Origin of the sequence: Herbaspirillum sp. AP02, assembly GCF_015767275.1 — a bacterium.
GTDB lineage: Bacteria > Pseudomonadota > Gammaproteobacteria > Burkholderiales > Burkholderiaceae_D > Herbaspirillum.
Genome location: NZ_JADWMY010000009.1, coordinates 201,730 through 222,183, shown reverse-complemented (window position 1 = coordinate 222,183; position 20,454 = coordinate 201,730). Strand labels below are relative to the sequence as shown.

Sequence of the window (20,454 nt, the reverse complement as noted above, 5' to 3'; positions counted from 1 at the left end):
ACCTGGCTCTTGTCGGGTAGTGGCCAGTGTCCTGAAATGCGTGGGTTGGTGTGCAGTCCGGCGCGCAGGATTGCTGCGCGGTCGCCTGCGGCAGCCTCCGGGGGTACCGGCCGGCTGGCAGTCGTCATTCTATTGCAGCATGGACTGAATGTCGCGCATTTTGACCTTCATCGCCGGCGCCATGCCTGCAAGTTTTTCATCTGAAAACGATGCCGGCCTCACGTCGTCCGGCGGTCCAGCATGGCGCGGGCGATGGTGCCTGCATCCACGTATTCCAGCTCGCCGCCGACCGGTACGCCGCGCGCCAGGCGGCTGACCTTGAGGCCACGGGCCTTGAGGGTTTCGCTGATGTAGTGGGCGGTGGCTTCGCCTTCGTTGGTGAAGTTGGTGGCCAGCACCACTTCGCTGACCACGCCATCGGTGGCGCGGGTGATCAGCTTTTCGAGATGGATGTCACGCGGGCCGATGCCGTCCAGCGGCGAGAGGCGCCCCATGAGGACGAAATACAGGCCCTTGAAGGTCAGCGTCTGCTCGATCATGACCTGGTCGGAGGGAGACTCCACCACGCAGAGCTGGGTATGGTCGCGCTGGCTGTCCTGGCAGGTCTCGCAGATGACCTGCTCGGTGAAGGTGTTGCACAGCGCGCAATGACGGATGGTATCGAGCGCCTGCGCCAGCGATTTGCTGAGCTCGGCAGCAGCGTCGCGATCATGCTGCAGCAGGTGATAGGCCATGCGCTGCGCGGTCTTGGGCCCGATGCCGGGAAGCCGGCGCAGCGATTCGGTGAGGACGGTGAGACTGGAGGGCGTTTTCAATTGCGGTCTACGGAATAGCGGAAGGCTTCCAGCGCCTCGGCGGTCATCGAGGGGACGAATTCGATGATCTCGTATTCGGCCACACCCCCGATGAAGAAGGGATCGGATTCCATGATGGCTTCGATCTCGGCACGATCGGCGCAGTCGGCAATGATGATGCCGCCGGTGCGCGGGACCTTGCGGCCCGACATCAGGAACACGCCGTCGGCATATTGCTGGTTGAGGAATTTCTTGTGCGCGGTCAGCAGGGAGTCGATGTCGCCTGCCGGCTTGGTGTACGTGATCGAGACGATGAACATGGTGCATCCCCTAAACAATCGTGCATTCCGTCAACATCATGGATGTCTTGCATTACCGCAGCGATCATGGCGGCCCGGCATGCATGCACGAGCCGCACCGACCTCAGAACGGCATCTTGAAGCCCGGGGGCATCGGCATGCCGGCGGTGACACCGGACATCTTTTCCTGGGCGGTGGCTTCAGCCTTGCGCACGGCATCGTTGAAGGCGGCGGCGACCAGGTCTTCCAGCATGTCCTTGTCGTCAGCCAGCAGCGACGGATCGATGGCGACGCGCTTGACGTCGTTCTTGCAGGTCATCACGACCTTCACCAGACCGGCGCCGGACTGGCCTTCCACTTCGATGTTGGCCAGTTGTTCCTGGGCCTTCTTCATGTTGTCCTGCATGGCCTGTGCTTGCTTCATCAGACCTGCCAGTTGACCTTTCATCATGCTCATGCTCCTTGTTTCAATTCACGGGATTCTATCGTGTTTGCGGAAGGGGCCGGCAATCCGGTCGCCCCTTCCGTTTCTGCTTCACAACGCCTGGATCGACCCCGGCACGATGGTGGCGCCAAATTCGCGCATCATGGTCATCACGAAGGGGTCACTGGTCATCTTCTGTTCGGCCTGGCGCTGGCGCGCAGCGCGCTCGGCTTCGGCCACCGCATTGGCGGTGTCGGCGACGGCGCCAAGCTCGGTTTCCACGCGGATCTCCTTGCCGAAGCGCTCTGCCAGAGCCGCCACCAGCTTTTCCACGCTGCCGGAGGAACGCAGTGTATCGAGCGGGATGCGCAGGTGGAAGCAGACATTGCCGCCATTGAGCGCTTCACAGCGCACCAATTCACTCTGGAAAGCCATCTGATGGGCCACGCCGCGTAGGGCCAGGCTGGCAGCCAGGCTCGGCCAATGGCCATCCCAGCCCAGCTCGGTGGCGATGCGCGCGGTTTCCTGCTGTTGCGCGGGAGTCGCGGCCGGGCGCTGCGGGGCTGCTGGCGCAGCTGGTGCTGCCGAAGCTACCGGTAGGGCAACCGGTGCGGCAAGGGATTCAGTTTTTTTTTCCGCTGGGAAGCCAGCCGGTGGCATCGTGTCGGCACGGACATCCTCTTCCCATGGCGGGATGGAATCGTAGGGCGGTGGCTCGGGCATGTCCGGCATATCCGACGGCGCTGGTGCCGCGGCGCGGGCAGCGGGAGCAGGAGCAGAGGGCGCCAGCGGCGCAGCGGTCTCTGCAGGGATCGCCGCCGGTGCGGGTCGGGCAGCAGGCGCCTTGCCGCTCTTGCCGACGCGCGCCGCCATCAGCGCGGCCTCGCGGGCAGAGGCTGGGGTTGCCGGCACGGCGGCCGCGGGCACTGCGGCAGGGGACACGGCCGGTGCAGGCGCGGGCCGGGCTACGGCCGGTGCTGCTGGGCTCGACGCCGCTGGCGCAGGCGGTGTCGCTGTCGCCGGTGCCTGTGTGCGGGGGACCGGGGCGCTCGTCACGGCCGCCTGCGGCGCCATCAGCGGCGCTGCCTGGCGCGGTGTAGCCGGACGGGCTGCAGCCGGGGCGGCGGCGGGCGGTACCGGGCCACCGGCATTGGCACTGACCGGGCGGAAAGCCAGCATGCGCAAGAGCGTCATGCTGAAACCGGCGTATTCGTCCGGAGCCAGGCCCAGTTCATTGCGGCCGTGTACGGCGATCTGGTAGAACAGCTGCACATGTTCGGCACTGAACTGTGCCGACAGGCGCAGGATATCTTCGCGATTGGGCAGGTCCTCGGCCAGGGCGGCCGGTACCGCCTGCGCCAGGGCGATCTGGTGCAGCAGCGTACCCAGGTCTTGCAGCGCGGCATTGTAGGACAGGCTGCGGCTGGCCATGTCGTCAGCCACGCCCAGCAGCGCTGCGCCATCCTGTGCCGCCAGGGCATCAAGGACGCGGATCAGGTAGGACTGGTCAAGCGCGCCCAGCATGCCTTGCACGGCTTCCAGGGTCACCTTGCCGGCGGCATAGGCAATGGCTTGGTCGGTCAGTGACAACGCATCGCGCATGGAGCCGGAGGCACCCTGCGCCAGCAGGCGCAACGCGGGTGGATCGAACGCTATGCCTTCCTGGTTGAGGATGTTGTCGAGGTGGCCGATGATGTGGCCGGGCGGCATCTGCTTCAGGTTGAACTGCAAGCAGCGCGACAGCACGGTCACGGGAATCTTTTGCGGGTCGGTGGTGGCCAGGATGAACTTGATGTGCTCGGGCGGCTCTTCCAGCGTCTTCAGCATGGCGTTGAAGGCGTGATTGGTGAGCATGTGCACTTCGTCGATCATGTAGACCTTGAAGCGGGCGTTCGACGGTGCATAGATGGCCTGCTCGAGCAACTGCGCCATCTCGTCCACACCACGGTTGGAGGCGGCGTCCATCTCGATGTAGTCGACGAAACGGCCGGCATCGATGGCCACGCAGGCTTCGCATACGCCACAGGGGGTCGCGGTGATGCCGCCGTTGCCATCCGGGCCGACGCAGTTGAGCGACTTGGCCAGGATGCGCGAGAGCGTGGTCTTGCCCACGCCCCGGGTCCCGGTGAACAGGTAGGCGTGGTGCAACCGCTGCTGTTCCAGCGCGTGCGTCAGCGCGCGCACGACGTGTTCCTGGCCTACCAGGGTGTCGAAGCTGCGGGGACGATATTTACGGGCGAGAACTTGATAGGACATGAGGTGGCTGCAGTCGGCTTTTTGGCTCAGGGGGGCATTTTAAGCTATTTCGCCGCCGGTATCGCCTTTGCCTGCATGCCCCGGTGTCGCCGGCGCCCCCGATGTCCGATCAGTCCGTGCTACGGCGCGCCTTCTTGCGCCCGTACATGGCGGCATCGGCGTCGCGTAGCAGATCCGCCAGGTCTGGATGCTGCGATGGAACGTACTGGACCGCACCAACACAGTAGTCCAGCCGGTACTGGCGCTGCCGGGTCAGATTGAAAGCTTGCACCGTCTGCTCCAGATGCTGCAGGACGACATCGGAGTCGGCCAGGGTGGTATTGGTCAGGAAGACCGCGAACTCGTCCCCCCCCAGGCGCCCGATCACATCGGATTCACGCAGGCTGGTCATCAGCAGGCCGGCGAAATCGATCAGGGCCTGATCGCCTTCAGCATGCCCGAAGCGGTCATTGATCTGCTTGAAATGATTCAGGTCGAAGTTGAGCATGCAGGCGGCATGGCCGATGCGTCGCGCCGATGCCAGGGCGTGGCGGGCCAGCGCCTCGAAGCCGCGCCGGTTCGATACCCCGGTGAGGTCGTCGATGGTGGCAAGCTTCACTGCGGCCAGTTCCTGTTCAACCATGGCAGCCAGGTCCTTGAGCAGGGATTGCTCATCGCCATCGAAGCTACGGGGGACGGTGTCGACCAGGCACAAGGTACCGAGAGTGAAGCCGCTTTCGCTCTTGATAGGGCAACCTGCATAGAACCGGATGAAGGGCTCTCCGGTGACCTGCGGATTGCCGGCAAAACGCGGATCGAGCCTGGCATCGGGAACGATGGTCAGTTCTTCACGCAAGATGGCATGGGCGCAGAAGGAAACATCACGCGAAGTCTCGGTCGCATCACCCAGGCCGACACAGGACTTGAACCACTGCCGATGTACGTCGACCAGTGTCACCACCGCCATCGGCACATCGAACAGGCGCCGCGCCAGGCGGGTCAGGCGATCGAAGCGTTCTTCTCTGGGCGTATCGAGGATGCGCAGCGAATGCAGGGCGTCGATGCGGGCAGCTTCATTGACGGGTTGCTCGGCAATTATCATGATTCATCAACGCAGATAGACGTGGTTGCCCAGGTTAACGGCAGGCTGCGGCTCACTTTAACCCCAAATTTTTCGAGAAACAAGAATTAGTTGTACGCAAAAAGCAGCGATGCTGCCCGAGCCGGCTTTTCCAATGTTCGACTTAAAACAGCAGGTCTCCCCTATTCCGACCCACTGTCAGGCAACAACCAGCATCGACGATGCGGTTGCCAAGCCTGCGGCTACCCTTTCTGTGAAGGCTTTCCGGAGATCAGCAACGACGGCCCGTCATTTCCTGGGCGCCGTCGGCTCATCGGCCATCTTGTCCGCGGCCCCCTTGCCCTTGTTCTCAGCGTGCGGGGATTTGGCCGTTTTTCCGGACTTGGCCGCCGCAGCCTCGCCGGATGCTCCGGCCTTGGCCTGGCCATTCACCGTCAGGCCGTTGGCGGAAAGCTTGGCGGCTGCCTTATCCTTGATGCCCTTGACGCGTGCCTGCAGGTCGCTCCAATCCTTGAAGCTGCCGCCTTTCTGGCGTTCATCCAGGATGCGCCTGGACATCGAGGGACCGATTCCGCGCACGCCATCGAGTGCAGCCTGGTCGGCCTTGTTGACATCCACCTCGGCCAGGGCGAGACCGGTGGCGACGAAGAAGCTAAGCATGAACAACAGGGTTTTCTTCAACATGATGCGTCCTTTCGACTTTCTGGATTGAGTAAAAAAACAAAGGGCAGCGCATCCGGAAACGCGCTGCCCATGCTCAACGAAAGTCACAGCCGCCTGTTGACAGTAATCCAGCTAGAAAACCGCTCTCAAATCACCCTGCCAGCAATTCCTCGCGAGTGACCGTGGCCGTACCGAGCTTGCCGACCACGATGCCGCCGGCACGATTGGCCATGGTGACGGCGTCGACCAGCGTAGCGCCGGCGCCCAGCATCACGGCCAGGGTGCCGATGACGGTATCGCCTGCGCCGGAGACGTCGAACACTTCACGCGCCATGGTGGGGAAGTGAGTGACTTCGCCGTCGCGATACAGGCTCATGCCCTCTTCCGAACGGGTCAGCAGCAAGGCCTCCAGGCCCAGTTCGGTACGCAGCTTCTGGGCACGCGCGGTGAGGTCTTCCTCGTTCTTCCACTGGCCGACGATGCGCACCATTTCCGACTTGTTGGGCGTGAGGATGGAGGCACCGGCGTAGCGTGTGAAGTCGTCACCCTTGGGGTCAACCAGGATGCGCTTGCCCAGCTTCCTGGCGGCGGCGATCATCTCGGCGACATTGACCAGCCCGCCTTTGGCGTAGTCGGAGAAGACGATGACGTCGTAATCGGCCACCAGCGAATTGAACTGGGTCAGCTTGTCGCGCAGCACGGTGTCGGTGGGCGCTTCTTCGAAGTCGATGCGCACCAGCTGCTGCTGGCGGCCGATCACGCGCAGCTTGACGATGGTGGCGATGCTGGCGTCGCGGTTCAGATGGCTATCGATGCCCATCTCGCGCAGCATGCTCTCCATCACGCGTGCCGGCTCGTCGTCGCCGGTGACGCCCAGCAGTGCCGTCTTGGCTCCCAGGCTGGCAGTATTGCGCGCCACGTTGGCGGCGCCGCCGAGGCGCTCCTCGCGGCGTTCCACGCGCACCACGGGAACCGGTGCCTCGGGCGAAATGCGATTGACTTCGCCGAACCAGTAGCGGTCCAGCATGACATCACCCACGATGAGGATGCGGGCGCAATCCCAGGCGGAAGAGAGATCCTTGTCCACGTTATTATCCTCGCGCTTGGAGAGTGCGACCGATGCCGTAGTATTCGATGCCACTGTCAGCCATGAGCTGCGGATCGAACAGATTGCGGCCATCGAAGATGACCGGGGTCTTCAGTGCGACCTTGACGCGCTCGAAATCAGGGCTGCGGAAGGCTTTCCACTCGGTGACGATGGCCAGGGCGTCGGCGCCTTGCAAGGTGTCGTTGGGCGACGCGGCGAAGCGAACCTTCTGCAGCAACTGCGTATCGTCGGCGAAGTCCAGTTCCAGCACGCGGCCGGCTTCCTTCATGGCCACCGGATCGTAGACGGCCACGCTGGCACCGCGCCGCACCAGCTCACCGATCAGTACGCGCGAAGAGGCTTCGCGCATGTCGTCGGTATTGGGCTTGAACGCCAGGCCCCAGATCGCGAAGTGCTTGCCCGCCAGGTCCTCGCCGAAGCGGGTGACGATCTTCTTGCCCAGGACGTGCTTCTGGAGATCATTGACACGCTCGACCGCCTGCAGGATCAGCAACTCCTGATCGTAGTCGCGGGCGGTGCGTTCCAGCGCCTGCACATCCTTGGGGAAGCAGGAGCCGCCATAGCCGCATCCGGCGTACAGGAAGCTGTGACCGATACGCGGATCGGAACCGATGCCATGGCGCACGGACTCGATGTCGGCCCCCACCCGATCAGCCAGGTTGGCCAGCTCGTTCATGAAGGAAATGCGCGTGGCCAGCATGGCGTTGGCGGCGTACTTGGTGAACTCGGCCGAGCGCACATCCATCCAGTAGGTGCGCTCGTGGTTGCGGTTGAAGGGGGCGTAAAGCTTCTTCATCAGCTTCTGCGCACGCAAACCATCAGTGCTCTGGTCGTGACCGATCACGATGCGGTCGGGGCGCATGAAATCCTCCACCGCCGCACCTTCCTTGAGGAACTCGGGATTGGACACCACCGAGAAGCTCGCGTCGGTCTTGCCGCGCTGCGCCAGTTCCCCGGCAATGGCGGCCTTGACGCGGTCGGCAGTCCCCACGGGCACGGTGGACTTGTCGACCACCACCTTGAAGCCTTCCATGTGAAGGCCGATGTTGCGGGCCGCCGCCAGGACGTATTGCAGGTCGGCCGAGCCGTCTTCGTCAGGAGGGGTGCCCACGGCAATGAACTGGATATCACCATGCGCCACACTGGCAGCCACATCGGTCGAAAACTGCAGTCGGCCGGCAGCGCGGTTGCGCGCCACCACTTCTTCCAGGCCAGGTTCGTGGATGGGGATGCCGCCGTTGTTGAGGATGTCGACCTTACGCTGGTCAAGGTCCAGACAGAACACGTCGTTGCCGAGTTCGGCCAGGCAGGCGCCGGTCACCAGGCCAACGTAGCCGGTGCCGATGATGGTGATTTTCATGGTAGATCCAGAGTTTCAAGTACGGCCATGCGGCCCTAATTCATCACGTTTAATTCATCACATTCAGTTCTTCGGTGCGGCGCGGCGGGTAGGTCTCCCACTGGCTGCAGCCCGGGCATTGCCAATAGAACTGGCGTGCCTTGAAGCCACAATGGCTGCACTGGTAGCGCGCCAGCTTCTGGGTGTAGCCATGCACCAGGGTCTTGACCACCGCCAGCTCGGGGCGCACTGTCTGGGGTGCACTCATCATGCGGGCCTCCAGGAACTTGTCCAGGCCCAGCAGAGTGGGCGTACGACGCAGCTCGTCACTGACCAGGACGTTGGCGGCCTCGATGCCATCGGCGTCGAGCACAGCCTTGAAGACCACTTCCAGCAGGTCGATCGATGGTGCTTCGGCCAGGTAGGCGCGCAGCAGATTGATCCCTTCCTGCGGGCGGCCCACGGCGATATAGCCGTCCATCAGGCGCTGCGCCACCAGTGCGGTGTGTGGCACGCTCTGGTGCTCCACGCGGCGCCAGGTTTCCAGCGCCCCCTCGATATCACCCCGGGCGCGCAGCGCATCCCCCATGAGCATGGTGGCACGCACGCTCTTGCGGTCCGCAGCCAGGGCCTGCTCCAGCAAGGACACGGCGGCATCGGTATTGGTGCGTACCAATTCGTCAGCGGCCAGTTCGCAATAGAACTGGGCGATCTCACGCTGCCGGCCACCGGCGCCGGTGGCCTGCAATATCTCGGCCGCAGCAATGGCACGGGTCCATTCCTTCTCGCGCTGGTAGATTTCCAGCAGGGCGCGGCCAGCCTGGGCGCTGTAAGGGGTGTCGATGAGCTTGTTGAAGGTTTCCTCGGCGCGGTCCAGCAGACCGGCCTTCAGATAATCCTGACCCAGTTCATACAGGGCATGCCCATGATGCTCGGCCGGCAGGTCCGGGCGCGCCAGCAGGTTCTGGTGCACGCGGATGGCGCGCTCGGTCTCGCCCCGGCGGCGGAACAGGTTGCCCAGGGCAAAGTGCAGCTCCACGGTTTCCGGGTCCAGCTTGACGATTTCGATGAAGGCGTCGATGGCCTTGTCGGGTTGCTCGTTGAGCAGGAAATTGAGACCCTTGAAATAGCCCCGTGGCAGGGCGCGCGATTCGGACAGTAACTGGTTGATATCGACCCGCGCGGCAATCCATCCGAGTCCGAAGAAGACCGGAATGCCGAGCAACCACCAAAATTCAAATTCCATAAAGAGAGAGGGGCAATTAGAGGATGTGCTGCGCGGTGATCACGCTGTCGGGCTGTGGCGGCTGGGCCTGTGCCTGGACCAGGTCCTCCTGGGCCTTCTGGATCTGGGCCAGGGTCTTCTTGTAGCGCGAGGCTTCGCGACGATGGCGCAAGACCAGCGGCGCCATGGCCAGCACGCCCAGTACCGCGCCGATCACGAAGAAGGCCAGCAAGACCAGTACCAGCGGGTCGCTGCGCTCATAACCGAGGAAGAAGTGCATGGTCACTTCCTGAGTGTTGCGCAGGGCAAAGAAAAAGAAGAACACGAACAGGATGGCCGCGATCAATCGGGAGAGTATTTTCATGGCGTAATCCTTTCTGGCGGGTCAGTGTGCTGCCCGGAAGGCCGCCTGCGCACCTCGCGGCGGGGCGTGCCAGATCGCAATTATTGCGCTGGCCGGAAAAATCGGGCCCGTTTCGCTCGCTTTCCAGGCCAATCCAGGTCAAATGCGGATTGTACGTGAAAAAAAACGGCATCCAAAGATGCCGTTCATTTTGTTGATCTGCCTTTACACCCGCTCAGCTCGCGCTGGGCAGATGCGAGGCTTCAACGATTACTGCAGCCTGACATCGCCATGAACGAACATGGCGACAGGAACTGCCTGGTCACAGGCCGAGCCGGTTCAATCCTCGCGGATTGGCTGGCCGACCATCGCATCGACGCGTTCGCGCAATTCCTTGCCCGGTTTGAAGTGCGGTACCCGTTTTTCGGGAACCATCACCTTGTCGCCGGACTTGGGATTGCGGCCGATACGCGGCGGACGGCGGTTGAGCGCGAAGCTGCCAAAACCACGGATTTCGATGCGCTGGCCGGTCGCAAGTGCGTCGACCATGGCATCGAGGATGGTCTTGACCGCGTAATCCGCATCCTTGGCGACAAGTTGCGGATAACGCTCAGCCAGACGGGCGATCAGCTCCGACTTCGTCATCGTGACCGGAAGATCAGTTCTTGTTGTCGAACTTGGCCTTCAGCAGCGCGCCCAGGCTGGTGGTGCCCGAAGCAGCGTTGGAGTCAGCCGACATCTTCTGCATGGCTTCCTGGGTCTCGGCGTTGTCCTTGGCCTTGATCGACAGCTGGATGCTGCGCGCCTTGCGGTCGATGTTGATGACCAGGGCTTCGACGGAATCGCCAACCTTCAGGTGGGTACCGGCATCTTCCACGCGGTCGCGGGAGATTTCGGAGGCACGCAGGTAGCCTTCGACTTCGTCGTTCAGCTGGATCACGGCGCCCTTGGGCTCAACCGACTTGACGGTACCGGTCACCAACGCACCCTTGTCGTTCAGGGCGGCGAAGTTGTTGAACGGGTCGCCTTCCAGTTGCTTCACGCCCAGGGAGACGCGCTCGCGTTCCACGTCGATGGCCAGAACAACGGCTTCCAGCTCGTCGCCCTTCTTGAACTTGCGCACGGCTTCTTCGCCAGCTTCGGTCCAGGACAGGTCGGACAGGTGCACCAGGCCGTCGATGTTGCCCGGCAGGCCGATGAACACGCCGAAGTCGGTGATCGACTTGATCGAACCACGGACCTTGTCGCCCTTCTTGTGGCTCATGGCGAAGTCGTCCCAAGGATTCGGCTTGCACTGCTTCATGCCCAGGGAGATACGACGACGCTCTTCGTCGATTTCCAGAACCATGACTTCGACTTCGTCGCCCAGCTGGACAACCTTGTTCGGGGCCACGTTCTTGTTGGTCCAGTCCATTTCGGAGACGTGCACCAGACCCTCGATACCTTGCTCGACTTCCACGAATGCACCGTAGTCGGTCAGGTTGGTGACCTTGCCGAACAGGCGGGTGCCTTGCGGGTAGCGACGCGACAGACCGGTCCACGGATCGTCGCCCAGTTGCTTCACGCCCAGGGAGACGCGGTTCTTCTCTTGATCGTACTTGAGGACCTTGGCGGTGATTTCTTGGCCAACCGACAGCACTTCCGACGGGTGACGCACGCGACGCCATGCCAGGTCGGTGATGTGCAGCAGGCCGTCGATGCCACCCAGGTCAACGAACGCACCGTAGTCGGTGATGTTCTTGACGATACCGGTGACGACGGTGCCTTCCTTCAGGGTTTCCATCAGCTTGGCGCGTTCTTCGCCCATCGAGGCTTCGATCACGGCACGGCGCGACAGAACCACGTTGTTGCGCTTGCGATCCAGCTTGATGACCTTGAATTCCAGGGTCTTGCCTTCGAACGGGGTGGTGTCCTTGACCGGACGGGTGTCGACCAGCGAACCCGGCAGGAAGGCACGGATGCCGTTGGTCAGGACAGTCAGGCCGCCCTTGACCTTGCCATTGACGGTACCGGTGACGATCTCGCCGGACTCCATCGCCTTTTCCAGCGAGAGCCACGATGCCAGACGCTTGGCCTTGTCGCGCGACAGGATGGTGTCGCCGAAGCCGTTTTCCAGCGATTCGATCGCAACGGAGATGAAGTCGCCGACGTTGACTTCGACTTCGCCGTTGTCGTTCTTGAATTCTTCAACAGGGATGAATGCTTCCGACTTCAGGCCGGCGTTGACGATCACGAAATTGTGATCCAGGCGCACGACTTCTGCCGAGATGACTTCACCCGAACGCATGTCCTGACGCGACAGCGATTCTTCAAACAGAGCAGCAAATTCGCTGGAGGTATCAACACCTGCAGCGATAACGGTAGTGGTAGACATAAAAGAAAGTAAGAAAGATTGGCCGGTATCCGTACGATGCAATCGTCCCGACTTGCACTGCCGCCTGCGTTGCCGCCGATGGCATGGATACTGGGTTAGGTTTATCAACACCCGTCAGACTTTGCATCTGCCGGGCACCAATGGCACTACGGGTACAACAAGGACTTGCCCATGATGACAGCGAAAGGCGCTTTTTCAAGCAGATTCAAGCGCCTTCAATGCCCCAAGGCAGCGTACCAGCTGAGTACCTGCTGCACCGCTTCGTCAGCGGTCATGTCGGATGTATCCAGGTGATATGCGCCCTCCGCAGGCTTCAAGGGGGCCGACGAGCGACTCATGTCGCGTTCGTCACGTTCCTTCAAATCTCTGGAGAGGTCTTCGATATTAGCAGAAAAACCCTTGTCAATCAATTGCTTATAGCGTCTTGTAGCGCGCGCTTCCACACTGGCGGTCAAAAACACCTTCAGACGGGCGTTGGGGAAGATGACGGTACCCATATCGCGACCATCGGCCACCAGGCCGGGGGATTTCCTGAATGACAACTGCAGGGCGTACAAGGCCTGGCGCACGGTGATCAAGGCGGCGATACGAGAGGCGGTATTGCCGACCTCTTCGGCACGGATGGCCTGGGTCACGTCTTCATTGGCCAGGAAGATGTGGGCGCCATCGAAATGGCAGTGCAGGTGCTCGGCCGCCTTGGCCAGCGCATGCTCATCATCCAGTGCGATGCCGCGACGCAGCACGGACAGCGCCGTCAGGCGGTACAGTGCACCCGAATCCAGGTAATGGAAACCCAGTTGCTGGGCCACCTTCTGGGCCACGGTCCCCTTGCCGGAGGCGGTAGGTCCATCGATGGTGATGACCGGTATCTTTGCTTTTTCCATGGCCTGAACCCTTTATCAGTGAATAATTTAGTGCAATTTCTCGTTACTACAGGGTTTATCAGATCAAGGTTTGCTCGGCAATCTTTTTGAAGACATCAAAGTAATCCGGGAAGGTCTTGGCCACGCATTTGGGGTCGTTGATGCGCACGCGGTTGCCACGCCGCAATGCACCATCCAGCGATGCCAGGGAGAAACACATGGCCATGCGATGGTCGTCATAGGTATCGATGGCGGCGCTGCCGATCTCGGCCGGCGGCGTCACCTTCAGGTAGTCCGCGCCCTCTTCCACCTCGGCGCCGAGCTTGCGCAGTTCGGTGGCCATGGCAGTGAGGCGGTCGGTCTCCTTGACGCGCCAGCTGGCGATATTGCGCAAAGTGCTGGGGCCGTCGGCATAGAGCGCGGCCACGGCGATGGTCATGGCGGCGTCGGGAATATGGTTGAAATCGGCTTGGATGGCCTTCAGGGGGCCGTTGGACGAGGCCTCGATCCAGTTCTCGCCCATGGTGATGGTGGCACCCATCTGCTGTAGCGCCTCGACGAAGCGCACATCGCCCTGGATGCTGTCGCGCCCCACGCCTTCGACCCGGATCGGGCCGCCAGTGATGGCGCCGGCGGCCAGGAAGTAGGAGGCTGAGGACGCATCGCCCTCGACGTGGATACTGCCCGGGCTGCGGTAATGCTGGCCGGGCTGGATGATGAACTGCTGCCAGCCGTCGCGCTCGACCTCGACGCCGAAGCGGCGCATCAGGTTCAGGGTGATCTCGATGTAGGGCTTGGAAATGAGTTCCCCGACCACGTCGATCTGCATGGCCTCCTCACGCGCCATCAAGGGTGCCGCCATCAGCAAAGCCGTCAGGAACTGGCTGGACACATTGCCGCGCACCTTCATGCGCGACGAGCTCAGCTGGCCGCGACGGATATGCAGCGGCGGGTAGCCCGGGTTGCCGGTGTAGTCGATACGCATACCGACTGCGTTCAAGGCATCGACCAGGTCGCCGATGGGACGCTCATGCATGCGCGGCACGCCGTGCAGCGTGTAGTCGCCACCCAGCACGGCCAACGCCGCGGTCAGCGGACGGATGGCGGTGCCGGCATTGCCCATGAAGAGATCAGCCTGATGCACCGGCAGTACGCCGTTGACGCCGTGTACGATGTAATCCTGGGTGCCTTCGATCTGCTCCCACTTCACGCCCAGGGTCTGCAAGGCCATCAGCATGACCAGGGTATCGTCGGAGGCCAGCAGGTCGAAGATGCGGGTGGTGCCGCCGGACAGCGCCGCCAGCAGCAGGATGCGGTTGGAGATGCTCTTGGAGCCGGGCAGCTTGACCGTGCCTTGCACGTGGTGCACCGGAGCCAGGTCGATATGACGGGGGTAGGAAGGCTGTTTCATCGTGATTCGTTTTCGGTGGATGAATCGGGCCGCCGCAGCGGCACGCAAAGTTTCATTATTCTGCCGGCAGGGGCGGCTCAGGCACCCTTGCGCTCGGCGGCCTCGATGGCGGCAGCCCATTGCTGGCGCGCATCGCGGGCACTGGCATAGACCTGTTCCAGCGCGGGGCCATCGCTATTGGCGATCATCTCGCGGATGGCCTGCAATTGCACCAGATAGGCATCGACTTCGGTCAACAGGGCATCGCGATTGGCCAGCGTGATGTCGCGCCACATCTCGGGCGAAGAAGCGGCAATGCGGGTGAAATCGCGGAAGCCGCTGGCGGCATACTGGAACAGCGTTTCCGCATGCGGCTTGGCGGCGATATCGTCCACCAGCGCAAAGGCCAGTACATGCGGCAGATGGCTGACCGAGGCAAACACTGCATCATGCTCCTGCGGCGAAAGACGATGGATGATCGCGCCACAGGCGCGCCAGGCGGCGGCGACCGTTTCCACGTCCTGCGCGGCGTTCTCGGGCAAGGCGGTGATGACCACCTTCTTGCCTTCGTAGAGGTCGGCCAGGGCGGCTTCCGGTCCATGCTGCTCGCGCCCGGCGATCGGATGGGCCGGGACGAACTGGCCGATGCGCGCACCCAGCACCTTGCGGGCGGCAGCAACCACGTCGCCCTTGGTGCTGCCGGCATCGGTGACGATGGCCTGCGAATCCAGGTGCGGGGCGATGGAGGCCAGGATGGCTTCGGTCTGGGCTACCGGGGCGGCCAGCAGGATCAGGTCGGCACCATCGACGGCGGCCGCCGGGTCGGTGGCAACGGTATCGATGAGCCCCAGTTCACGGGCGCGTTCCAGGCTGGCCAGGGAACGACCGACGCCGACGATGTGGGCGGCCTGGCCGGCGCGGCGCAGCGCCAGGGCAAACGAGCCGCCGATGAGGCCCACGCCGAAGATGACGACTTTCTTGAACACGGTGGACTCGGACGGTAAAGGTGTCAGGACGGCCGCCACTTACAGGCCCAGTGGATAGGAACCCAGCAGCTTGAAGAAGGCGGCATTCTGGCGCAGTTCCTCCAACGCCTGGGCGACCTTCTCGTCCTGCTCGTGACCTTCCAGGTCGACGTAGAAATAATATTCCCACGCTCCCATGCGGGCCGGTCGCGACTCGAAGCGCGTCATCGACACGCCATGACGCGCCAGTGGCGCCAGCAGGTTGTAGACCGCACCCGCCTTGTTGGGCACCGACAGCACGATGGAAGTCTGGTCACGGCCGGAGGGCGCCGTACGCAGACGGCCGATGATGGCGAAGCGGGTGCGATTGTGCGGGTCGTCCTGAATGTGCGCGTTGACGGTCTGCAGGTTGTACTTCTGCCCGGCGATCTCGCCGGCGATGGCCGCCACGCTCTTGTCTTCACCTGCCATGCGCGCCGCCTCGGCGTTGGAGGCCACCGCCTGGCGTTCGATGGAAGGATAGTTCATATTCAGCCACGCATTGCACTGGGCCAGGGCCTGCGAGTGTGCACAGATGCGGCTGATGCCCTCCATCCTGCCGTCGGCGGTCATGAGGCTGTGATGCACGGGGATGGATACTTCGCCGCTGATGGTCAGCGTGGTCTGCAGCAGCAGGTCCAGCGTGCGATTGATGACACCTTCGGAGGAATTCTCGATGGGGACCACGCCGAAATCGGCGGTACCGGCTTCGGCGTCGCGGAACACTTCATCGATGGAGACGCAGGGCAGACCTTCGATGGCGTGGCCGAACTGCTGGTACACCGCCTGTTCGCTGAAGGTGCCTTCGGGGCCGAGATAGGCCACGACCACGCGCTTTTCCAGCGCGCGGCAGGCCGACATCACTTCGCGGAAGATGGTCTGGATATCGGTCCCCAGCAAGGGGCCGGGATTGCGGTCGGCGGCGCGGCGCAGCACCTGGGCTTCGCGCTCGGGGCGAAACACGGGAGCATTGGTCTCGGCCTTGACGTGACCCACTTCCTGCGCGACGCGGGCGCGCTGGTTCAGGAGGTCGAGGATTTGCGCATCGATGGCATCGATCTTCTGGCGCAGGGGCAGCAACTTGTCGTCACTCATCTTGCTCTTTCAGTGTCTGCAGCCGCATTCCGGCGCGAAGACCGGCCTGCGGCGCTCTTGGCATGGCATTGGCATGGCGCACGACCGAAGGCCGGCACCGCACGGGCAGGCTGCCCGGTCAGGTGCGGTTCAACCGTGCTGCTTTTCGAAGTCTTTCAGATAATCGACCAGGGCCTGTACGCCCTCGATCGGCATCGCGTTATAGATCGATGCACGCATGCCGCCGACCGACTTGTGGCCTTTCAGCTGCAGCAGGCCGCGCTCTTTGGCGCCGACCAGGAAAGTGTCATTGAGCGACTCGTCGCGCAGGAAGAAGGGTACGTTCATGCGGGAACGGCAATCCACTGCGATCCGGTTGCTGTAGAAATCGGTGCTGTCCAGGTAACCGTAGAGCAGGCCAGCCTTGGCGACGTTGCGCGCTTCCAGCGCGGCCACGCCTCCCTGGCGCTTGATCCACTGGAACACCAGGCCGGCGATGTAGATCGCGTAGGTCGGCGGGGTGTTGTACATGGAATCGTTGTCAGCCACGATCTTCCAGTCGAAGGCCGAGGGACAGAACGGCAGCGCGTGACCGAGCAGGTCTTCGCGCACGATGACGATGGTCACGCCGGCCGGGCCGATGTTCTTCTGGGCGCCGCCGTAGATGACACCATACTTCGAGACATCGACCTCGCGCGAGAGGATGTGCGAGGACATGTCGGCCACCAGCGGCGCGCCGTCGGTATCGGCGGCGACCTCGGGTGTGTATTGGTATTCGACGCCGTCGATGGTTTCGTTGCTGCAGATGTGCACGTAGGCGGCATTGCGCGAGAGCTTCCAGTCACTGCGCGCCGGGATGCTGGCGAACTTGCGGTCGGCCGAGGAAGCCGCCACGTTGACGGTACAGTAGCGCCCCGCCTCCTTGATCGACTTGGTCGACCAGGAACCGGTGTTGATGTAGTCCGCCACGCCCGCTTCGTGCTTGCCGGCCGGGGAACGCAGGGCCGCCAGGTTCATGGGGATGATGGCGTTTTCGGCGATCGCCCCACCCTGCAGGAACAGCACCTTGTAGTTGGACGGGATGCCCATCAGCGCGCGCACATCGGCCAGCGCGGCTTCGATGATGGACATGTATTCCTTGCCGCGATGGCTCATCTCCATGACCGACATGCCACTGCCATGCCAGTCCAGCATCTCGTCGGCTGCCTGTTGCAGCACTTCCTTGGGCAATACCGCCGGTCCGGCGGAAAAGTTATAAACCATTTCTGCGTTCGCCATCAAAAAAGGCGGCCGGCATGTCACCAGCCGCCCGGGACTTGCTTTATTCGCCAGCGGCAGGTGTTTCGCTGCCGGCGCCCTCGGCGGTTTCGCCGTCGATCACGTCTTCCACATCGGACTCGACCACGCGTTGCAGGCCGGACAGCTTGGTGCCGTCTTCCACCGCAATCAGGGTCACGCCCTGGGTGGCACGACCCATTTCGCGGATCTCCGACACACGGGTGCGGATCAGCACGCCACCGGTGGTGATCAGCATGATCTCGTCGGTGGAATCGACCAGCGTGGCCGCAACCACCTTGCCGTTGCGCTCGCTGGTCTGGATCGCGATCATGCCCTTGGTGCCACGGCCATGGCGGGTGTACTCGGTGATCGGGGTACGCTTGCCGAAGCCGTTCTCGGTGGCCGTGAGCACCGACTGCTGCTCGTTCTCGGCCACCAGCAGGGCGATGACCTGCTGCGTTTCTTCCAGGTTCATGCCGCGCACGCCACGGGCGGTACGGCCCATGGGACGGACATCGTTTTCATCGAAACGCACCGCCTTGCCCGAATCCGAGAACAGCATCACGTCATGCGCACCATCGGTCAGCGCCGCACCGATCAGGAAGTCGCCCTCGTCAAGGTCCACCGCGATGATGCCGGCCTTGCGCGGGTTGGAGAAGTCCGACAGCGGGGTCTTCTTGACGGTACCCAGGCTGGTCGCCATGAAGACATAGCGGTCATCCGGGAAGCTGCGATTGGCGCCCGACACCGGCAGGATCACGGTGATCTTCTCGCCATCCTGCAGCGGGAACATGTTGACGATGGGCTTGCCGCGCGAATTGCGCGAACCCTGCGGCACTTCCCAGACCTTCAGCCAGTACAGGCGGCCACGGTTGGAGAAGCACAGGATGTAGTCATGCGTGTTGGCGATGAAGAGCTGGTCGATCCAGTCGTCATCCTTGGTCGCCATGGCCTGCTTGCCGCGACCGCCGCGCTTTTGCGCACGGTACTCGGAGACCGGTTGCGACTTCATGTAGCCGGTGTGGGACAGGGTCACCACCATGTCCTGCGGCGTGATCAGGTCTTCGGTGGCCAGGTCGGTGGCGTTGTGCTCGATGGTGGAGCGACGCTCGTCCTTGGCACCGATGCCGTAATCGTTCCTGGCGGCGTTGAGTTCGTCGGTGATGATGGCGGTCACGCGGGCCGGCTTGGACAGGATGTCCAGCAGGTCGGCGATCTGTGCCATCACGTCCTTGTATTCATTGACGATCTTGTCCTGCTCCAGCCCGGTCAGGCGTTGCAGGCGCATCTGCAGGATTTCCTGGGCCTGCTCATCGGAGAGCTTGTACAGACCATCGGACTGGATACCGTAGTGGACCGGCAGGCTTTCCGGGCGGAAGGCCTCGATACCGCCTTCGTTGGCTTCGCCGGCACGGGCCAGCATTTCGCGCACCATGGACGAATCCCAGGCGCGCGTCATCAGCTCGGCCTTGGCAATCGGCGGCGTCGGTGCGGCACGGATGATGGCGATGAAATCATCGATGTTGGCCAGTGCCACGGCCAGGCCTTCCAGCACGTGGCCGCGCTCGCGCGCCTTGCGCAGTTCGAACACGGTGCGGCGGGTAACCACTTCGCGACGGTGCGACAGGAAGCATTCCAGCAATTGCTTCAGGTTCAGCAGGCGGGGCTGGCCATCGACCAGGGCCACCATGTTCATGCCGAAGGTGTCCTGCAGCTGGGTCTGCTTGTAGAGGTTGTTCAATACGACCTCAGGCACTTCGCCACGCTTCAGTTCGATCACCACGCGCATGCCGGACTTGTCGGACTCGTCGCGCAGGTCGGAAATGCCTTCCAGCTTCTTGTCGCGCACCAGCTCGGCGATGCGTTCGAGCAGCGCCTTCTTGTTGACCTGGTAGGGCAGCTCATCGACGATGATGGCGATGCGGCCTTCACGACCATACTCTTCGAAGTGGGTCTTGGCGCGCATGACCACGCGACCACGACCGGTGCGATAACCATCGCGCACGCCGGAGACGCCGTAGATGATGCCGCCGGTCGGGAAGTCCGGTGCCGGCACCAGCTCGATCAGTTCATCGATGGTGCAATGCTCGTTGGCCAGCAGGTGCAGCGCGCCGGTGATCACTTCGGTGATGTTGTGCGGCGGAATGTTGGTGGCCATGCCCACGGCAATGCCGGAGGAGCCGTTCACCAGCAGGTTGGGGATACGGGTCGGCAGGACCGACGGTTCCTTTTCCTTGCCGTCGTAGTTGGGCACGAAATCGACGGTTTCCTTCTCGATATCGGCCAGCAGTTCGTTGGCGATCTTGTCCAGGCGGCACTCGGTGTAACGCATCGCCGCGGCGCCGTCGCCGTCGATGGAACCGAAGTTGCCCTGGCCGTCGACCAGGGTGTAGCGCAGCGAGAAGTCCTGGGCCATGCGCACCAGGGTGTCATAGATGGAGGCATCACCGTGCGGGTGGAACTTGCCCATCACTTCACCGACCACGCGCGCACACTTCACGAAGGGGCGGTTCCAGACGTTGTTCATCTCGTGCATCGCGTACAGCACGCGGCGATGCACCGGCTTCAAGCCATCGCGCACGTCCGGCAGTGCCCGACCCACGATCACGCTCATGGCGTAATCGAGGTAACTCTTGCGCATCTCTTCTTCGAGGGAAATGGGGATGGTTTCTTTAGCGAATTGATCCATTGGAGAGTCGAAAGATGTTTCCCGGCCAGAAAATCCTGCCGGGCGGGCGTGGCCCTTGGACTGATCAGAACAGTGGATTCTAGCATGCCGGGAGGGTCAAAAGCCCGCCAACCGCCCTCAAAACGCCTCCAACGGCCTGCATCGCGGCGCCGCACCGACTTGACGCAAAAATGCAGTGCACCGCCACCAGGCGCTCCCAGCCTGCGAGAGCGGCCGACCTTTGCGTCTGGCTCGCTATATATATTAGATGTCCGTGACGGCAGCTCAGTGC

At 62.7% G+C, this 20,454-nt stretch carries 18 protein-coding genes; all 18 read right to left on the bottom strand.

Going from position 1 to position 20,454, the window contains the following annotated elements; genetic code table 11:
- Positions 1-218: 218 nt before the first annotated feature.
- Entirely contained in the window at positions 219-815 is a 597-nt protein-coding gene (gene recR, locus I5R65_RS18410) for a recombination mediator RecR (RefSeq protein WP_180666648.1), read from the bottom strand.
- Positions 812-1,114, bottom strand: coding sequence for a YciI family protein (locus I5R65_RS18405; protein ID WP_006465015.1), 303 nt, complete (start codon positions 1,112-1,114; stop codon positions 812-814). The genes recR and I5R65_RS18405 overlap by 4 nt, the downstream gene beginning before the upstream one ends.
- 103 nt (positions 1,115-1,217) lie before the next feature.
- The gene (locus I5R65_RS18400) at positions 1,218-1,544 is read right to left on the bottom strand and encodes a YbaB/EbfC family nucleoid-associated protein (RefSeq protein ID WP_180666647.1); all 327 of its coding nucleotides are present in this window, start codon (positions 1,542-1,544) and stop codon (positions 1,218-1,220) included.
- A gap of 84 nt (positions 1,545-1,628) precedes the next feature.
- Positions 1,629-3,773, bottom strand: a complete 2,145-nt coding sequence (locus I5R65_RS18395; RefSeq protein ID WP_180666645.1) for a DNA polymerase III subunit gamma/tau — start codon at positions 3,771-3,773, stop codon at positions 1,629-1,631.
- Between the two features lie 109 nt (positions 3,774-3,882).
- Positions 3,883-4,854 carry a diguanylate cyclase gene (locus I5R65_RS18390; RefSeq protein WP_180666643.1) on the bottom strand — a complete coding sequence of 324 codons (972 nt, stop codon included), beginning with the start codon at positions 4,852-4,854 and terminating at the stop codon, positions 3,883-3,885.
- Between the two features lie 267 nt (positions 4,855-5,121).
- Positions 5,122-5,517 (bottom strand): helix-hairpin-helix domain-containing protein, encoded by a 396-nt coding sequence (locus tag I5R65_RS18385; protein ID WP_180666642.1) that lies wholly within the window; start codon positions 5,515-5,517, stop codon positions 5,122-5,124.
- A gap of 130 nt (positions 5,518-5,647) precedes the next feature.
- On the bottom strand, positions 5,648-6,583 hold the full coding sequence (gene rfaE1 / locus I5R65_RS18380; protein WP_180666640.1) for a D-glycero-beta-D-manno-heptose-7-phosphate kinase: 936 nt from the start codon (positions 6,581-6,583) through the stop codon (positions 5,648-5,650).
- A gap of 4 nt (positions 6,584-6,587) precedes the next feature.
- Positions 6,588-7,964, bottom strand: coding sequence for a UDP-glucose/GDP-mannose dehydrogenase family protein (locus I5R65_RS18375; RefSeq protein ID WP_180666638.1), 1,377 nt, complete (start codon positions 7,962-7,964; stop codon positions 6,588-6,590).
- 49 nt (positions 7,965-8,013) lie between these two features.
- Positions 8,014-9,189, bottom strand: coding sequence for a lipopolysaccharide assembly protein LapB (gene lapB, locus I5R65_RS18370; protein ID WP_180666636.1), 1,176 nt, complete (start codon positions 9,187-9,189; stop codon positions 8,014-8,016).
- Positions 9,190-9,205: 16 nt separating this feature from the next.
- Positions 9,206-9,532 carry a lipopolysaccharide assembly LapA domain-containing protein gene (locus I5R65_RS18365; RefSeq protein ID WP_180666634.1) on the bottom strand — a complete coding sequence of 109 codons (327 nt, stop codon included), beginning with the start codon at positions 9,530-9,532 and terminating at the stop codon, positions 9,206-9,208.
- A gap of 318 nt (positions 9,533-9,850) precedes the next feature.
- Positions 9,851-10,156 (bottom strand): integration host factor subunit beta, encoded by a 306-nt coding sequence (locus tag I5R65_RS18360; RefSeq protein WP_006462119.1) that lies wholly within the window; start codon positions 10,154-10,156, stop codon positions 9,851-9,853.
- Between the two features lie 13 nt (positions 10,157-10,169).
- Positions 10,170-11,885 (bottom strand): 30S ribosomal protein S1, encoded by a 1,716-nt coding sequence (gene rpsA, locus I5R65_RS18355; RefSeq protein WP_180666632.1) that lies wholly within the window; start codon positions 11,883-11,885, stop codon positions 10,170-10,172.
- A gap of 215 nt (positions 11,886-12,100) precedes the next feature.
- Positions 12,101-12,769 carry a (d)CMP kinase gene (gene cmk, locus I5R65_RS18350; RefSeq protein WP_180666630.1) on the bottom strand — a complete coding sequence of 223 codons (669 nt, stop codon included), beginning with the start codon at positions 12,767-12,769 and terminating at the stop codon, positions 12,101-12,103.
- Between the two features lie 58 nt (positions 12,770-12,827).
- Entirely contained in the window at positions 12,828-14,159 is a 1,332-nt protein-coding gene (gene aroA / locus I5R65_RS18345; RefSeq protein ID WP_180666628.1) for a 3-phosphoshikimate 1-carboxyvinyltransferase, read from the bottom strand.
- Between the two features lie 77 nt (positions 14,160-14,236).
- Entirely contained in the window at positions 14,237-15,124 is an 888-nt protein-coding gene (locus I5R65_RS18340; protein WP_180666626.1) for a prephenate dehydrogenase/arogenate dehydrogenase family protein, read from the bottom strand.
- Positions 15,125-15,163: 39 nt separating this feature from the next.
- Positions 15,164-16,237, bottom strand: a complete 1,074-nt coding sequence (gene pheA / locus I5R65_RS18335) for a prephenate dehydratase (protein WP_180666624.1) — start codon at positions 16,235-16,237, stop codon at positions 15,164-15,166.
- Between the two features lie 129 nt (positions 16,238-16,366).
- Positions 16,367-17,479, bottom strand: a complete 1,113-nt coding sequence (gene serC, locus I5R65_RS18330; RefSeq protein ID WP_180666622.1) for a 3-phosphoserine/phosphohydroxythreonine transaminase — start codon at positions 17,477-17,479, stop codon at positions 16,367-16,369.
- A gap of 58 nt (positions 17,480-17,537) precedes the next feature.
- Positions 17,538-20,183 (bottom strand): DNA gyrase subunit A, encoded by a 2,646-nt coding sequence (gyrA, locus tag I5R65_RS18325; RefSeq protein WP_180666620.1) that lies wholly within the window; start codon positions 20,181-20,183, stop codon positions 17,538-17,540.
- Positions 20,184-20,454 lie beyond the last annotated feature (271 nt).

Coding starts and splice junctions, on each gene's coding strand:
- I5R65_RS18405 (WP_006465015.1), bottom strand. CDS start 1,114: ATGTTCATCGTCTCGATCACGTACACCAAGCCGGCAGGCGACATCGAC.
- I5R65_RS18400 (WP_180666647.1), bottom strand. CDS start 1,544: ATGATGAAAGGTCAACTGGCAGGTCTGATGAAGCAAGCACAGGCCATG.
- I5R65_RS18395 (WP_180666645.1), bottom strand. CDS start 3,773: ATGTCCTATCAAGTTCTCGCCCGTAAATATCGTCCCCGCAGCTTCGAC.
- I5R65_RS18390 (WP_180666643.1), bottom strand. CDS start 4,854: ATGATAATTGCCGAGCAACCCGTCAATGAAGCTGCCCGCATCGACGCC.
- I5R65_RS18385 (WP_180666642.1), bottom strand. CDS start 5,517: ATGTTGAAGAAAACCCTGTTGTTCATGCTTAGCTTCTTCGTCGCCACC.
- I5R65_RS18375 (WP_180666638.1), bottom strand. CDS start 7,964: ATGAAAATCACCATCATCGGCACCGGCTACGTTGGCCTGGTGACCGGC.
- lapB (WP_180666636.1), bottom strand. CDS start 9,189: ATGGAATTTGAATTTTGGTGGTTGCTCGGCATTCCGGTCTTCTTCGGA.
- I5R65_RS18365 (WP_180666634.1), bottom strand. CDS start 9,532: ATGAAAATACTCTCCCGATTGATCGCGGCCATCCTGTTCGTGTTCTTC.
- I5R65_RS18360 (WP_006462119.1), bottom strand. CDS start 10,156: ATGACGAAGTCGGAGCTGATCGCCCGTCTGGCTGAGCGTTATCCGCAA.
- rpsA (WP_180666632.1), bottom strand. CDS start 11,885: ATGTCTACCACTACCGTTATCGCTGCAGGTGTTGATACCTCCAGCGAA.
- cmk (WP_180666630.1), bottom strand. CDS start 12,769: ATGGAAAAAGCAAAGATACCGGTCATCACCATCGATGGACCTACCGCC.
- aroA (WP_180666628.1), bottom strand. CDS start 14,159: ATGAAACAGCCTTCCTACCCCCGTCATATCGACCTGGCTCCGGTGCAC.
- pheA (WP_180666624.1), bottom strand. CDS start 16,237: ATGAGTGACGACAAGTTGCTGCCCCTGCGCCAGAAGATCGATGCCATC.
- serC (WP_180666622.1), bottom strand. CDS start 17,479: ATGGTTTATAACTTTTCCGCCGGACCGGCGGTATTGCCCAAGGAAGTG.
- gyrA (WP_180666620.1), bottom strand. CDS start 20,183: ATGGATCAATTCGCTAAAGAAACCATCCCCATTTCCCTCGAAGAAGAG.